General features: G+C 65.9%; 14 protein-coding genes. 8 read left to right on the top strand and 6 right to left on the bottom strand.

Features of this window, described 5'->3' with window-relative positions:
* Positions 1 to 17: 17 nt before the first annotated feature.
* The 6 genes from J2Y55_RS05440 to J2Y55_RS05415 all read right to left on the bottom strand — a co-directional run bounded on the left by J2Y55_RS05440 (position 18) and on the right by J2Y55_RS05415 (position 6,360).
* Complete coding sequence (locus J2Y55_RS05440; RefSeq protein WP_310148851.1) at positions 18 to 1,064, bottom strand: ABC transporter ATP-binding protein; 1,047 nt, start codon at positions 1,062 to 1,064, stop codon at positions 18 to 20.
* 9 nt (positions 1,065 to 1,073) lie between these two features.
* Positions 1,074 to 1,880 (bottom strand): carbohydrate ABC transporter permease, encoded by an 807-nt coding sequence (locus tag J2Y55_RS05435; protein ID WP_310148848.1) that lies wholly within the window; start codon positions 1,878 to 1,880, stop codon positions 1,074 to 1,076.
* Complete coding sequence (locus tag J2Y55_RS05430; RefSeq protein ID WP_310148845.1) at positions 1,877 to 2,725, bottom strand: carbohydrate ABC transporter permease; 849 nt, start codon at positions 2,723 to 2,725, stop codon at positions 1,877 to 1,879. Before J2Y55_RS05430 ends, J2Y55_RS05435 begins: the two co-directional genes overlap by 4 nt.
* A 157-nt stretch (positions 2,726 to 2,882) precedes the next feature.
* Complete coding sequence (locus tag J2Y55_RS05425; protein ID WP_310148842.1) at positions 2,883 to 4,166, bottom strand: extracellular solute-binding protein; 1,284 nt, start codon at positions 4,164 to 4,166, stop codon at positions 2,883 to 2,885.
* A gap of 77 nt (positions 4,167 to 4,243) precedes the next feature.
* Entirely contained in the window at positions 4,244 to 5,251 is a 1,008-nt protein-coding gene (locus J2Y55_RS05420; RefSeq protein WP_310148838.1) for a LacI family DNA-binding transcriptional regulator, read from the bottom strand.
* A 245-nt stretch (positions 5,252 to 5,496) separates the two neighbouring features.
* The gene (locus J2Y55_RS05415) at positions 5,497 to 6,360 is read right to left on the bottom strand and encodes a MurR/RpiR family transcriptional regulator (RefSeq protein ID WP_310148835.1); all 864 of its coding nucleotides are present in this window, start codon (positions 6,358 to 6,360) and stop codon (positions 5,497 to 5,499) included.
* A gap of 158 nt (positions 6,361 to 6,518) precedes the next feature.
* Between J2Y55_RS05415 and J2Y55_RS05410 the strand changes: the two genes are divergently transcribed.
* The 8 genes from J2Y55_RS05410 to J2Y55_RS05375 all read left to right on the top strand — a co-directional run bounded on the left by J2Y55_RS05410 (position 6,519) and on the right by J2Y55_RS05375 (position 14,236).
* Positions 6,519 to 7,808, top strand: a complete 1,290-nt coding sequence (locus J2Y55_RS05410; RefSeq protein WP_310148832.1) for an ABC transporter substrate-binding protein — start codon at positions 6,519 to 6,521, stop codon at positions 7,806 to 7,808.
* A gap of 70 nt (positions 7,809 to 7,878) precedes the next feature.
* Positions 7,879 to 8,799 carry a branched-chain amino acid ABC transporter permease gene (locus J2Y55_RS05405; protein WP_310148828.1) on the top strand — a complete coding sequence of 307 codons (921 nt, stop codon included), beginning with the start codon at positions 7,879 to 7,881 and terminating at the stop codon, positions 8,797 to 8,799.
* A 4-nt stretch (positions 8,800 to 8,803) separates the two neighbouring features.
* Entirely contained in the window at positions 8,804 to 9,832 is a 1,029-nt protein-coding gene (locus J2Y55_RS05400; RefSeq protein WP_310148825.1) for a branched-chain amino acid ABC transporter permease, read from the top strand.
* Positions 9,832 to 10,581, top strand: a complete 750-nt coding sequence (locus tag J2Y55_RS05395; protein ID WP_310148822.1) for an ABC transporter ATP-binding protein — start codon at positions 9,832 to 9,834, stop codon at positions 10,579 to 10,581. The genes J2Y55_RS05400 and J2Y55_RS05395 overlap by 1 nt, the downstream gene beginning before the upstream one ends.
* Entirely contained in the window at positions 10,574 to 11,269 is a 696-nt protein-coding gene (locus tag J2Y55_RS05390) for an ABC transporter ATP-binding protein (protein WP_310148820.1), read from the top strand. The genes J2Y55_RS05395 and J2Y55_RS05390 overlap by 8 nt, the downstream gene beginning before the upstream one ends.
* A 1-nt stretch (position 11,270) precedes the next feature.
* The gene (locus J2Y55_RS05385) at positions 11,271 to 11,909 is read left to right on the top strand and encodes an ATP-binding cassette domain-containing protein (RefSeq protein WP_310148817.1); all 639 of its coding nucleotides are present in this window, start codon (positions 11,271 to 11,273) and stop codon (positions 11,907 to 11,909) included.
* Entirely contained in the window at positions 11,906 to 12,727 is an 822-nt protein-coding gene (locus tag J2Y55_RS05380; RefSeq protein ID WP_310148814.1) for an SDR family NAD(P)-dependent oxidoreductase, read from the top strand. The genes J2Y55_RS05385 and J2Y55_RS05380 overlap by 4 nt, the downstream gene beginning before the upstream one ends.
* Before the next feature lie 69 nt (positions 12,728 to 12,796).
* Positions 12,797 to 14,236: an NAD-dependent succinate-semialdehyde dehydrogenase gene (locus J2Y55_RS05375; protein WP_310148811.1), complete on the top strand. Its 1,440-nt coding sequence runs from the start codon at positions 12,797 to 12,799 to the stop codon at positions 14,234 to 14,236.
* Positions 14,237 to 14,245 lie beyond the last annotated feature (9 nt).

Genomic DNA, 14,245 nt, shown 5'->3' with positions numbered 1-14,245 from the left:
TTGTCGACAACACAGGCTTAGGCTCCAGGATGGGTGCGACCGGTTTGCGGGTCGATCCAGACGATGCGGGTGGGGTCGAGCGCCAGGCCCAGCGTCGCGCCGGCATCGATCCGCGTGTTCGACGGGGCGACGATGCGGGCGAGGTCGCCGCCGACATGCCCGGTGAGGAGCAGGTGCGAGCCCATCGGCTCCGCGACCTTGACCTTGAACGGCAATCCGCTGGCGGTATCCGTCAATCGGGCATCCTCGCCGCGGAAGCCGAGGATGATCGGCCCATCGACGGGAGAAGCCAGCGTGATGCCGCCGAGCCTGGCGCTGCCGGCGGTGGCGGTAGTGTTGACGAAGTTCATCGGCGGCGAACCGACGAAGCCGCCGACGAAACGGGTCGCCGGCTTCGAATAGATCGTGGTCGGCGTGTCGATCTGGACGATATGGCCGCCATGCATCACCGCGATGCGGTCGGCGAGCCCCATCGCCTCGGTCTGGTCATGGGTGACATAGATCGTGGTCGTGCCGGCTTCGCGCAGCACGCTGCGCAGTTCCGCCCGCATCTCGAGCCTGAGCAGGGCGTCGAGATTGGAGAGCGGCTCGTCCATCAGCAGGACGGCGGGCTCGACGGCGAGCGCGCGCGCCACGGCGACGCGCTGACGCTGCCCGCCCGAGAGCTTGGCGGGGTAGCGTGCGAGATACTCCTCGATATGCAGCAGGGCGGCGGCCTTGCGCACCTGCGCCTCGACGCGGGCCTGATCGGCGCCCTTCATGCGCAGGCCGAAGGCGACGTTCTCGAACACGGTCATATGCGGGAAGACGGCATAGTTCTGGAAGACCATGGCAAGCCCGCGCTCGGATGGCTTGAGCGCCGAGACGTCGCGCTCGCCGATCACGACCTTGCCGGAGCTCTGCACATCGAGCCCCGCGATGATGCGCAGCAGCGTGGTCTTGCCGCAGCCGGAAGGGCCGAGCAGGGCGACGAATTCGCCGTCCGCGACGGAAAGCGAGATCTCCTGCAGGGCCACAGTGTTGCCGAACTGCTTGGCGACCTTGTCGATCAGGATGCCGGCCATGGGCGCCTCCTATTTGCTCGAGACGCCCCACATCGCGAACAGGTATTTCCTGACCGCGAAGATGAAGAGCACCGAAGGGACGATGAGAATGAAGCCGCCGGCGAAGCGATAATGCAGCGGCGATTCGGACAGGACCGCGAGCAGATAGGCCGTCAGCGTGCGCTCGCGCACGGTCAGCACCGAGGCGGCGAAGACCTCGTTCCAGGAGATCACGAAGGCGAAGATCGCGGCCGCCGCAATGCCCGGCAGGGCGAGCGGCAGCACCACCTTGCGGAAGGCCTGCCAGCGCGTGCAGCCGAAAACCCAGGCCGCCTCCTCATATTCGCGCGGGATGCCCATGAAGAGCGAGGAGGTCACCAGGGCCGCGAAAGGCAGCGCCAGCGCGGTGTGGACCAGCGAGACGCCCAGCGGCGTGTCGTAGAGCCCCACCTTGATGAAGATGACGGTCAGCGGCAGGGCCAGGATTGCGAGTGGGAAAGCCCGCGTCAGCAGCACCAGCAGGCGGAAAGCGCTCTGGCCCCGGAAGCTGAAGCGCGCCAGCGCATAGCCTGCCGGAGCTCCGAGCAGGATCGAGAACAGCATGGTGAGCGAGGCGGCGATGAGCGAATTCAGCGCCGCGTTCCAGACGCCCTCGATCTTCAGGAAGGCCGCGAGCGCGGCGAAGGAAGTCTCCGTGGGGGCGAGCGATTTCGGCCATTTGAACACGGCCATCCGTCCGCCCATCGCGCCGAGCCCGATCAGGTAGATCGGCACCAGAACCCAGGCGCAGAGCATCAGGATGCCGGTGATGTAGAGCCATTTGCGGGGCGCGCTCATGCTTGCGCCTCCGGATCGACGCGCAGCGCCTTGAGATAGATCACCGTCGCTGCCAGCGAGATCGCCATGATCAGCACGGCATAGGCTGCGGCGACGCCGTAATTCTGGTTCTCGTTCTGCCAGGTATAGGCTTCGCCGACGATGATCGGGAAATTGCGCCCGCCCAGCGCATAGACGACCGCGAAGACCTCGAAGGCCAGCACGGTCCGCAGGATCAGCGCCGATTGCAGGCTGGGCTTCAGCAAGGGCAGCGTGATCTTGCGGAATTTGGTCCAGGGGCTCGCGCCGAAGATGTCTGCCGCCTCGCCGAACTCCTTGGGAATGAGCTGGATGCCGGCGACGAGGATGATCAGGACGATCGCGGTCGCGCGCCAGACCTCCGCCAGCACGACGGCGAAGAACAGGGCGACGGGGGTCTCGCTGTTGAGATAGGCGGTCGGCCCGCTGATCAGGCCGAATTGGAACAGCAGCGTGTTGAGATAGCCGGAATCCTGCAGGATCGCGAGCCAGACGAGGCCGGCCGCGAGATCGGAGACGCCGAGCGGGATCGTCCAGATCCACAGCACGAGCTCGCGTCCGCGCGTCATCTTCTGCAGCATCAGGCCCATGACCAGCGCCAGCGCCACCTGCAGCGGGATCACCACGATGACGAGCGCGAAGGTGTTGCGCAGCGCCGTCGGGAAATTGAGATCGCCGGCCATGCGAGCGTAGTTGGCGAGCGAGAGCCCTTGCCCACCATCGAAGGAGAGCAGGATGGTCTGGCCAAGCGGCACCAGGAAGAAGGCCGCAAGAAATGCGACCGAGGGTGCAATCAGCAGATAGGGCAGCCAGCGTGGCTGGGGCATGGGGGAACTTTCCGCTTGTAAACTAAACCGCGACGTCGTCCCGGGCGGAGCGCAGCGCAGGCCCGGGACCCATGCCGGAGCGCTATTCGGAAAGCGTCAGACATGGGTCCCGGGTCTCCCTTTGGTCGCCCGGGACGACAGGTGGCGCCAGAACCACTCAGGTCACCGGGCAGGCGCCCTGGCTCGGCTTGTCCGGAGCCCAGCAAGGCGCTGCTGTCTGGGTCATCAGCGCGCGCAGGGTCTCGGCCTGGGAATCGAGTACCGCGCGGACCGGTTCGCCCCGCAGCACGATGCGCTGGAAGGTGTCGAAATAGACCTTGTTGAACTCGCCGCCCTTGTCGCCGAGGCCGACCGGCAGCAGGGCGACGATCGCGTCCTTCGCGCCTTGCGTCTTGGCGATGCCGTCAGCCAGCAGCTTGACGCCGGCCGGCAGATCGGCGGGAAGCGGTGCGTTGATGACCGGGAAGAAGCCGACCTCCATGGCGGTGGCGATCTGCGTCGCCGGCTTGAGCAGATGCTCGATCACGGCCGCGGCCTGGGCCCGGTTCGGCGCATCCTTGGCGATGGCGAGGCCGGCGACCACCGGCATATAGGCGCGACCCTGGCTGCCGGCCGGCGGCGGCACGACGAGATATTTGTCGGGCTCGGCGGTCAGCGCATCCTTGACCCGGGCGATATGGTCCCAGGCGATCCAGACCTCGCCGGCCATCAAGGGTTCCTGCATGAAATTATAGTTGTTGGCGTTGGGATTGACCGTCGCCCAGAGCGCCTTGAAGTCAGTCCAGCCCTTTTCGGCGGCGGCCGAGCGGAACTCTGTCACCATCGAGCCGGTATAGGAGGGCACAAGATTGCCCTGGAGGAAACGGGCGAACAGGCCTTTGGGGCCGGCCGGGAAGCCGATGCGGCGCTGGCCGGTCTTGTCCTGGATCGCCTTGCCCCAGGCCGCGAGCTGCTCGTAGGTCAAGGCGTTGACGTCGGCGCCCGCTGGGAGGAAGGGCAAAGCCTCCTTCCTGACGACGAGGACATAGGTCGCCTGCATCCAGGGGATGTATTGCTGCGTGGATGTGCCGAGCTTGCCGAGTTCCATCAAACCGGCGGGGATGCCGCTTGCGCCGAGTTTGGCCGCGACATCGTCGATGGCGTCGAGCGAGGCCGTCGGCGCCAGAGGCTGCAATTCGCCATGCAAGGCACCCATCAGGCTGATCGTGCGCTTGCCGGCGGCCTGCTCCGCCTTCATGCGTACGGCGAATTGCGGCGGCTCTTCAACGACATAGGTGGTTTTCGGTACGCCCTTGAGCAGCACCTCGCGCACCTTCTGCGCCTCGTCGATCGGGCGCAATTGCGTCGAGAGAAAAACGAGATCCTGCGCCTTCACGACTGGTGCGGCGAGAACGGCTCCCGCCATCATGGCGGCGAGCGCCAGCTGGTTGAGTGTCTTCATGGCTTCCTCCCTGGCTCGCTTGCTTTGATTGGCTTCGGAAGCGGCGGCTGCGAGACGCCCGCGTCTTCCGTGATGGCTCAGCCTCGCGCCTCCCCGAGGGATGCGCGCGGGATGAACTCGACCGGGTTGATCTCGGTCATGTCGCGCGGATCGGCGCCGCCGATGCGCGCCAGCGCCATTTCGGCGAGGCGGCGACCCGTCGCGGCGATCGGTAATTCCATGGTGGCGAGCGCCGGGTCGGAGAAAGCGGCTGCCGGGATGTTGTCGTGGCCGATGATCGCGATGTCGCGCCCGGCCACGAGACCCCGCTCGCGCACGGCGCGCATCGCGCCCAACGCCATGCTGTCGGTGGCGCAGAGCAGCGCGCTTGGCGGCTCCGCCTGCGCCAGCATGACGCTCGCCGCGCGATAGCCGCCGGCCTCGGTCGCGCTGTCCTCGACGATCTCGCCGGGAAGTCCGGCATCGCGCATGGCGCGGGCGAACCCGCTGCGGCGCAGATGCGCGAAGGTGAAGGCGGATGGCGCGGCGAGATGGCCGATCCTGCGATGGCCGAGGCCGGTCAATCGCAATGCGGCGTCATGGAAGGCGGCTTCGCCATCGCCGTCGACATAGGCATAGGGCTCGGCGAAATCGCTGCGTCCCATCGCGACGAAGGGGAAGCCGATATCGGTGAGATAGCGTAGGCGCGCATCCTCGCGCCGGGTCCGGACGACGATGATCGCGTCGGTGCGCCGGCCTTCGATGAGGCGGCGATAGGTCTTGAGTTCGTCGGGGCCGGGCAGGGCGGCGATCAGCGTCAGATCGTAGCCTTGCTGGGCGAGCCGTTCGCCGGTCGATCTCAGCAACTCGATATAGAGCGGTTCGTTGAAATGGCCGGGCTCGGCCGGGAGCACCATGGTGACGATCTCGGTCAGTCCGCGCCGCAGCCGCCTGGCCGCGGAATTGGGCCGGTAGCCGGTCGTCTCTGCCGCGGCGAGCACGCGCTCGCGTGTGGCGACTGCGACATCGCCATAGCCGTCGAGCGCCCGCGACACGGTCGTGATCGACAACCCCAGCATTCGCGCCAACTCGCGCAATGAACTCATCGGCCGCCTCTGCCTTTCGGTTGAGAGCGACGGATCCCGATCTCAGCCTGCGCGGCAGGATAATGCCATCCGAAACGTTTTGGAAGAGCTGCCGAAGGGCCGCGAAGCCGAGGAGCCGTTCAGCGAGCAGTCAAGCAGGCGTGAGTTCGAGACGAGGCAGCTTCCCTGATCAGGGGGAGAGGGAAGCGTTGCGCAAGCGGCTTAGAGGCAGGCTGAAATGGCTTTCTGACGGCCTAGGTCAGGTGTCAGGTCTTCCCAAGTCCAGTGATGAATGTCTGCGCCAAGGCGATGGCTCCGGAAATCGGCCTGAACTGGCTGGTGACGGAGTTGTCGACGAAGAAAACCAGCTCCGCATGGCGCGCGAGAGGACTCTCCGGCACGTCCGTCAGAGCGAGAATGCGCTTTCCGCTCAGATGCGTGTCGAGCGTGATGTCGACCACAGCCTGCGTATACGGCGTGAAGGCGATAGCGACCAGGAGATCAGTCGGCCGCATGGCGGCGATCTGTTCGGCCGCCATGCCACTGCCGAAATCCAGTAGGCTGCACGGACGTTCGGACCGCGTCAGCCCATAGGCAAGATAGCTTGCGATCGGGCGCGAGCGGCGCAAGCCCGCGATGTAGATATGGTCAGCCTGCCGCAGCATCGTCGTCGCCTGGGCCAGCGCCTCGGACGAAATGGTTCGGCGGAGGTCTTCGAGCGAGGCGATCAGGGCGTCGATGCTGTCGTCGAGCAGTGCGCCGAAATCAGCGGCCAGCCCCGGCGCCACCTGCTTGGCGTAGACCTCCTCGCGCGCCCCCGGAGCGCCCTCGATTAATCGATGGCGGAAAATGCGCTGCATCTCGGAGAAGCCGCTGTAGCCGAATTCCTTGGCGAAACGGATCAGCGTCGATGGCTGGATGTTCAATTCGCCGGCGATGGTGACGACGGTCTGCAGGGCGAAGTTGTTGGGCTGTTCGAGCGCAGCCCGCGCGATGCGCTGAAGATGTGGGCTGAGCTGCTCAAAACGGTTGCGGATGCGCTGGCGAAGCGCCTCGAAGGTCTCCTGGCCGGAGCCTTTGGGCAGATCTGCGGCAGCTTGGTCGGTGTTTTTGAATGAATTTTCGTTCATTCCGTTCTATAGCGTGCCCGGCAGGGGAGGAAAAGCATTCTCTTTCATGGAGGGTTGACAGATATAAAACGAATATTCATGCTCTTTGAAAATTCATTCGGTTATCCAACCGAAGCGTGAAGGCGGGCCAGAACCCGTCCCTCTTGGGGAGAGCGTCGATGTCGAAGATCAGGATTACGCGGCGCGCCATTCTCGGTGCGGCCACCGCCGGAGGCGCCATTTCGCTGTTTGCCGGCCCGTGGAAGCACAATCGCGTCTGGGCGCAGGGCGCGTCCAAGCCGATCCGGATCGGCATCACAGCCGATGCCAGCGGCCAGTACGCCAACTCCGGCGCCAGCGACAAACGCGGCATGATGATGGCGATCACCGAAGCCAATGAGCGCGGCGGCGTGCTTGGCCGCAAGATCGAGTTCGTGCACATCGACACAGAAACCACCGCCGCGACCGGCAGTCGTGTCGCCGAGCGCATGATCAGCCGCGAGCAATGCGGTTTCCTCGTCGGCGCGGTCCATTCCGGCGTGGCCAACGCGATCAGCCAGGTCGCCCAGAAATACGGCGTGATCTACATCAACACGAACTCGTCCTCGCCGACCGAGGCCGGCCAGAACTGCCACCGCGTCAAGTTCGTTTTCGACGGCAACGGCACCAACTTCGCCAAGGCGGCGGTCAAGAGCGCGATCGAGCGCTTCGGGCCCGACTGGATGCTCCTGACCAACGATTATGTCTGGGGCCACGACACCGCCGCGGCAACCAAGTCCCTGCTGAAGGAGTATGGCGGCAAGGTCATCGAGGAGGTGCTGATCCCGCAGGGCACACGCGACTTCACCTCGGCCTTGCTGAAGGTGCAGCAGCGCAAGCCCGGCGTCATCTCTGCAGCGATCGGCGGCGACGACCAGAAGGCGATGCGCCAGCAGGTCGCGCAGCTCGGCATGGGCGACAAACCGGCCTGGATCAACAGCCAGCAGGATTGGGACGACGTCTACGGCCTGCCGGTCGACAACCTCTTCGGCGTCTTCGGCACCACCTGGTATTATCGCCTCGATCTTCCGGGCGTGGCCGACTTCGTCAAGCGCTACCAGACGATGTATCCCGAGACCGCCATGCGCTCGCCCGGCAACGTCTTCTACAATGGCTACATGTCGATCCGGGAGCTTCTCGGCGCCATCGAGCGGGCCGGCACAACCAACAACATCGCCGTGATCAAGGCGCTCGAGGGCCATAAGATGCCGGCCAGGGATCGCATGCAGCATTTCGATGCGACGATCGACGCCGAAACCCATCAGGTCCAGCAGACCATCTACCTCGCAACCGCCAACCGCGCGGCGAAAGAGAAGGACGATCTCTTCGAGATCCTGAGCCATGCCAAGCCGGACGACGTGCGCGACACGGACTCCGCCAAGCTCTGCAAGCTGGAGCCCTACGACAAGACACCGACCTTCGACGCCTGACTCGTCCTGCCATCCGCGGCCCGCACACGGTCGCGGAGCGCGCCCTCGACCGCATCAGGACGGACGACGCATGATCGATCTACTGCCTCATCTCATCAATGGCCTGACGCTGGGCCTGCTCTTCGCCCTCATCGCCCTTGGCTTCACGCTGATCGTGGGCGTGATGGAGGTGATCAATCTCGCCCATGGCTCGCTGTTCGCGCTCGGCGCCTATTTCGCGCTAACGGTGATCGCAGGCAGCTGGTTTTCGAGCACGCCCTTCGGTGCTTGGTGGCTGAGCCTTCCGCTCGGCCTGCGCTATGTGCTGGCGCTCGCGATCGGGCCGGCACTTGCGGGACTGGCCGGCATGCTGCTCGAGCTCTGCCTGCGCCCGACCTATGGCAAGCTGCCGCTCTACGGCCTGCTCCTGACCTTCGGCGCGGCTCTTGTGGTCGAGGAGTTGATCCGGCTGGTCTGGGGCACGGGCGAGCAGAACCTCGCTTTGCCCCAGGCGATCAACGGGGCCTTCCTGCTGAACGGCATGATCTTCTCGACCTACCGCTTTTTCGCATCCGGCTTCAGTATCGTCGCCATCGCCGCCGTCTGGCTCTTCCTGGAGCGCACCTCGGCTGGCGCCGTGATCAAGGCCGGCGCGCATGACAGCGAGATGGTCCGCGCGCTCGGCTACGATCTCGCCAGGCTCAGGCTTTTGGTCTTTGGGTTCGGCGCCGCGCTGGCGGGGCTCGCCGGCGTGGTGATGGTGCCGATCTGGGGCCTGCGTCCGCATGTCGGCGTCGACATCGTCATCCCGGCCTTCCTCATCATCGTCATCGGCGGCGTCGGCAGCTTCTGGGGCGCCGTCATCGCGGCCCTGCTGGTCGGCCTGGCCATCGGAATCACCGGTGCCTATGCGGCCGCCTGGTCGACGATGTCGATGTACCTGCTTCTGATCGCGATCCTCGGCTTCCGTAGTCGCGGGCTGCTCGGTCGCAAGAGCGCCTTGGAAAATTGACGCCATGATCTCGCTCTCGGACATCCCCATCCGCCCGCGCGCCTGGATCACGCCCCCGATGCTGGTTCTGGCCGTGCTGCTGCTGGCGGCGCCGAACCTGCTGCCCGCCATCGGGCTCTACCAGTATCTCGGCATTGAGATCACGATCTGGATCACCTTCGCGCTCGGGTTCAACCTGCTGTTCGGTTATGCGGGGCTGCACTCCTTCGGCCATGGCGCCTATCTCGGCATCGGCGCCTATGCATTCGGGCTGTTCCAGCACCATGTCGCGGTCAGCCTCTGGGGCGGCCTCCTGGCGGCCGTGCTTGCGGCAGGCGTCGCAGGCGCCCTTGTCGGAGCATTCCTCTCCCACCGCCGCGGCATCTACTATGCGCTGTTGACGATCGGCTTCGGCCAGATCTTCTGGTTTCTCGCCATGAAGCTCCATAGCGTCACCGGCGGCGAGGACGGGCTGCTCGGCATTCCGCGCCCGCCGCTGACGCTCGGGCCTTGGCAGGTCGCGCTCACCGACAACCGCGCGCTGTTCTACTTCGCGGCAGTGCTGCTGATGGTCGTGGTCGTGCTCTGCTGGCGGCTGGCGAACTCGCCCTTCGGCCGCGTGCTGCAGGCTATTCGCCAGAACGAGACCCGCGCGCGCTTCGTCGGCTACGAAGTCTGGCGCTTCAAATGGGCCGTCTTCACACTCTCCGCGGTGATCGCCGGCCTCGCCGGAAGCCTGCTCGCGATGGCCCAGCAGAGCGCCTATCCCGATGTGATGAGCCTGCATCAGTCGGGCCTCGTCGTGATGATGGTCCTCGTCGGTGGCGGCCTCGTCAGCTTCTGGGGCCCGGTGCTGGGCGTGATCTTCTACTTCGTCGCCCGGGATGTCCTCGGCGGCCTGACCGAGACCTGGCTGCTCTGGTACGGCCTGATTTTCATGGCGATGGTCATGCTGCGGCCCGAAGGGCTGGCGGGCATGCTGTATGGCCTGCTGCGGCGCAGCCCGCCTCGGCGGCCTGGCTCCGTTTCCGCCGCCGCGACGGAGGCCGCGTGATGGCGCTGTTTGAGGTCCGCAACATCCACAAGCGCTTCGGCTCGCGCGTCGTGCTGGAGAATATCTCGCTGTCTTTCGAGGCAGGCCAGGTCAGCGGCATCATGGGCCCCAACGGTGCCGGCAAGTCGACCTGCTTCCATGTCCTCACCGGCCAGCACCGCCCGGATCGCGGCGAGGTCGTGTTCGATGGGCAGCGGATCTCGGGCTTGCCGCCTCAGCGCATCGCCCGGATGGGCGTCTCGCGCTCCTTCCAGCTGATGAACCTCTTCGACGATACGGTCGTCATCGAGAACGTCATGCTGGCGCTGCCGGCCTTCCGGACGCGCCGTCTTCACGCCATGTCGGCGGTGTTCTCGGACAGCGTCCTGATCGACCAGGCGCTGGCCGTGCTCGATCAGGTCGGCCTCGCCGCGCGGGCCTGGGACGCGGCCGCCTCGCTCAGCTATGGCGATCGCCGCGCGCTTGAGATCGCCGTCGCCCTCGCGGCCGAACCTCGCATCCTCTTCCTGGACGAGCCGACATCGGGCCTCGGTGCCGAGGCTACGCGGCGCTTCGCTCTGCTCGTGAAGCGGCTGCGCGAGCGCTACACGATCGTGATGATCGAGCACGACATGCGCTTCCTGTTCGAGCTCGCCGACAGGATCTCGGTGATCCACTGGGGCCAGGTCATCGCCGAGGGCACGCCAGCACAGCTTGGCGACAACAAGTGGGTGCGGCGCTCGACATTGGCGGAGGCGACCCATGCTTGAGGTCCGCGACATCGAAACCTTCTACGGCGAGACGCAGGCCCTGTTTGGCACCTCGCTGCGGGTCGGCGAAGCTGAGGTCGTCTCGCTGCTCGGCGCCAACGGCGCCGGCAAGACCACGACCATCCGCTCGATCCTGGGGCTGAACCCGCCGCGGCGCGGGCAGATCCATTTCGACGGGCAGGACATCACCAAGCACCCGACTCATCGCATCTCGGCCATGGGCATCGGCTGGGTGCCAGACGACCGCCGCGTCTTCCCGACGCTGACCGTCGCGCGCAACCTGCAGATCGGCATGCGCAAGACCCGTTTCCGGTCCTGGCAGGTCAGCGAGATGTTCTCGATCTTCTCGGCGCTCGAACATCTGATGCCGCGCGAATGCGAGAACCTCTCCGGCGGCGAGATGCAGATGGTCGCGATCTCGCGGGCGCTGCTGGGTTCGCCCGGCCTCGTCTTGCTCGACGAGCCGAGCCAGGGTCTCGCGCCCAAGATCGTCCAGGACGTGCTGTCGACGGTGCGCCGCCTCAAGGCCGAGGGCATCTCCGTCCTGATCGTCGAGCAGAACGCACTCGCCGCGCTCGAGGTCTCGGATCGCGCCTACGTCATGGACCGCGGCCGGATCGTCCATGAGGGACCGGCCCGCGCGCTACTCGACGACAGTTGCCGGCGCCAGCGCCTGATCGGAATGTGACATGAGCGCCATGCTTGACGTCAGTAACCTGTCGAAGATCTACACGCGTGGCCGGTTCGACCGAACGCCGACCTTCCGGCTCGACGCAGATTTCCGCATCGAAGAGCCGGCGATCGTCGGCATGATGGGCCCCAACGGCTCCGGCAAGACGACGCTGTTTGAGCTGATCACCGGCTCGAACAGCCCGACGGACGGCAAGGTCGAGGTCTGCGGCCGCAACATCCACCGCGTCCGCACCGACGAGCGCGACCGGCTCGCAATCCACTACCACCAGTCCTACCAGGTCAGGCATTTCCGGTCTTTGCGTCCCAATGCCCTGATGGAGCGCGCCGACAGCCAATACCCGCTGGTCCATCTCTTCGACGAACCGCAGTTCAACACGCAGGACGGCTATATCGGCTTCATGCTGGACTTCTTCCGGCGGCTGCGAGCTGAGGGCCGGCTGGTCTTCCTCTGTGTCCATCCCAATGAGCGCTTCCACCTCGAGATCCTCGAGGAGATCTGCGAGCGCTTCATCTTCGTCAACAAGGGCGTCGTCACGCCGCTGCCGGACTATGCCGGGCTGCTCGCCTTCGAGCCGGCCCGCGCCTATCTCGGCAACCTGCTGACCGATCGCGCCGCCGTGGAGGACGCCGCGTGAACCAACTCGCCACCAATCTGACCCCGCAGATCGACCTCGACGCGATGGACAGGCTGTTCGACATCAAGGGCCTGCGCATCTTCCTGCCCGGCGGCTACGGCGCACTCGGCGAGGCGATCGCGATGGCGCTGACGCGGCGCGGGGCCCATTGCGCCATCGCCGGCCCCAATGGCGGAAAGGCGGCCGCACTTGCGCAAAAGCTGGCTTGCGTTGGCGTCGACACCTACGGCTTCGAACTCGATGCGCGCAGGCCAGCCGCGATCGCAGAGGTCGCCGACCGCGCCGCCGAGGCCATGGGCGGCATCGACGTGCTGGTCAACTGCGTCGGCGTCCAGCGCGAGCAGTCGCTGCTCGACGTCACCGAGGAGACCTTCGACGAGGTCTACGAGACCAATCTGAAATCGGCGATGTTCCTGGCTCAGGCCGTGGCACGCCACCAGATCTCGCAAGGCGGCGGCGGGCGGCAGATCCACCTGCTCTCCGTGCGCTCGCAACTCGCGCTGCGCGGGCGCGGCTACTCGGCATATTGCGCCACCAAAGGTGGCCTCGTCATGCTGGTCAAGCAGCATGCGATGGAACTCGCGCCGCACAACATTACCGTCAACGCGGTTGCGCCGACCTTCATCCAGTCCGAGCGTATCCGGCCCCACCTTGAGCGCGACGGCTTTCGCGATTTCATCCTCGACCGCAATCCGCTCGGTCGGATCGGCGAGCCGGTCGAAGTCGTCGGCCAGATCATCACCTTCGCCGCGCCGGCCGGCAGCTACATGACCGGCCAGATCGTCTACGTCGATGGCGGCGTCACCGCGAGCCAATGACGGCCGGAAGACGGCGCGCTTCGCTTCAACCGGCCGCGCCAAACTTGTCTCGAACATCCTGGAGGCTCCATGCCCGACTTGATTCCCAAGCTGCTGATCGGCGGCGAATTCCGCGCTCAGACGGCGCTCGAGCCGTTGCGGGTCATCAACCCCTGCACCGAGGAGTTGCTCTGGACGGCTCCGCGCGCCGGCCCAGCCGAGGTTGAAGAAGCGCTTCATCACGCGCGTGCCGCACTGAAAACCTGGTCGAGGGTGCATGGTTGGGAGCGGGCCAAGGTGCTGCGCGGCATCGCCCGAGCGATGGAAGCGCGCAAGGGCGCGCTGGCGAGCGCATTGTCCTATGAGATCGGCCGGCCGATCGCCCAATCCGAGGGTGAAGTCCTGATCGCGATCGAGCAATTCGACTGGTTTGCCGGCGAGGCCGAGCGCCTTTTTGGCGAGACAATTCCCTCCCGCCAGGGCGGGCGCCTGGCCACGGCGCTGGAGCCGGTAGGCATCGTCGCCGCCTTCACCGCCTGGAATTTCCCGATCAATCTGCTCGCCCGCAAGATCGCGCCGGCGCTCGCCGCCGGCTGCCCGATCATCTGCCGCCCCTCCGAGCAGGCGCCGCTGACCTCGACGCTGATCGCAGACGCCTGTGCGGAAGGCGGAGCTCCGGCTGGCACCGTCCAGATGCTCTTCGGCCCGGCAGAGACGATCACGCCTCTCCTGATGGCTGCCGAGGAGGTCCGCAAGATTTCACTGACCGGCTCGACGCGCGTCGGTCAGATGCTGCTGGCCGAGGCCGCCAAGACCGTCAAGCGTTGCTCGATGGAACTCGGCGGCCATGCCCCCGTCGTGATCTGCGAGGATGCCGATGTCGACAGCGCCGCGACAGTGTGTGCGCTGTTCAAGTTCCGCAACGCCGGCCAGGTCTGCATCGCGCCGAACCGCTTCTATGTGCATGAAAGCCTGGCCGAACGTTTCGCCAGCGGCATGGTCAGGGCTGCCGAGGCTCTGGTGCTGGGCGACAGTCAGAACCGGGCGACGACGATGGGCCCGCTGACGCTCGCCAGCCAGCGCGACCGCGTCGAGGCGCTATCTGCCGATACGGAAGCTTCGGGCGCGCGTCGCCTCACCGGCGGGCGCCGCCCGGCCAACCGGAACAAGGGCTTCTATTTCGAACCAACCGTCTTCTCCGACGTGCCCGACGGCGCCCGTATCATGCGCGACGAGCCCTTTGGCCCGCTGGCGCCGATCGCCACCTTCCGAACGCTGGACGACGCGATCGAGCGGGCGAATTCGACGCCCTATGGCCTGGCTGCCTATGGCTTCACTGCCAGTCAGCGTAGCGCGGAGGCGCTTAGCGCAGAACTCAAGGCTGGCATGGTCGGAGTCAACACCTTCATGATCGCCCATGCCGAGGCCCCCTTTGGCGGCGTCGATCATTCCGGCATGGGCCGAGAAGGCGGCCGGCAAGCCATCCAGGACTATCTCAACGTGAAGCTGACCCATTTCATGGCGGCGTAAAGCGGGGAC

The organism is Allobosea sp. BE125 (assembly GCF_031456075.1).
Classification (GTDB): domain Bacteria; phylum Pseudomonadota; class Alphaproteobacteria; order Rhizobiales; family Beijerinckiaceae; genus Allobosea.
This window is presented reverse-complemented; position numbering and strand designations above follow the sequence as displayed.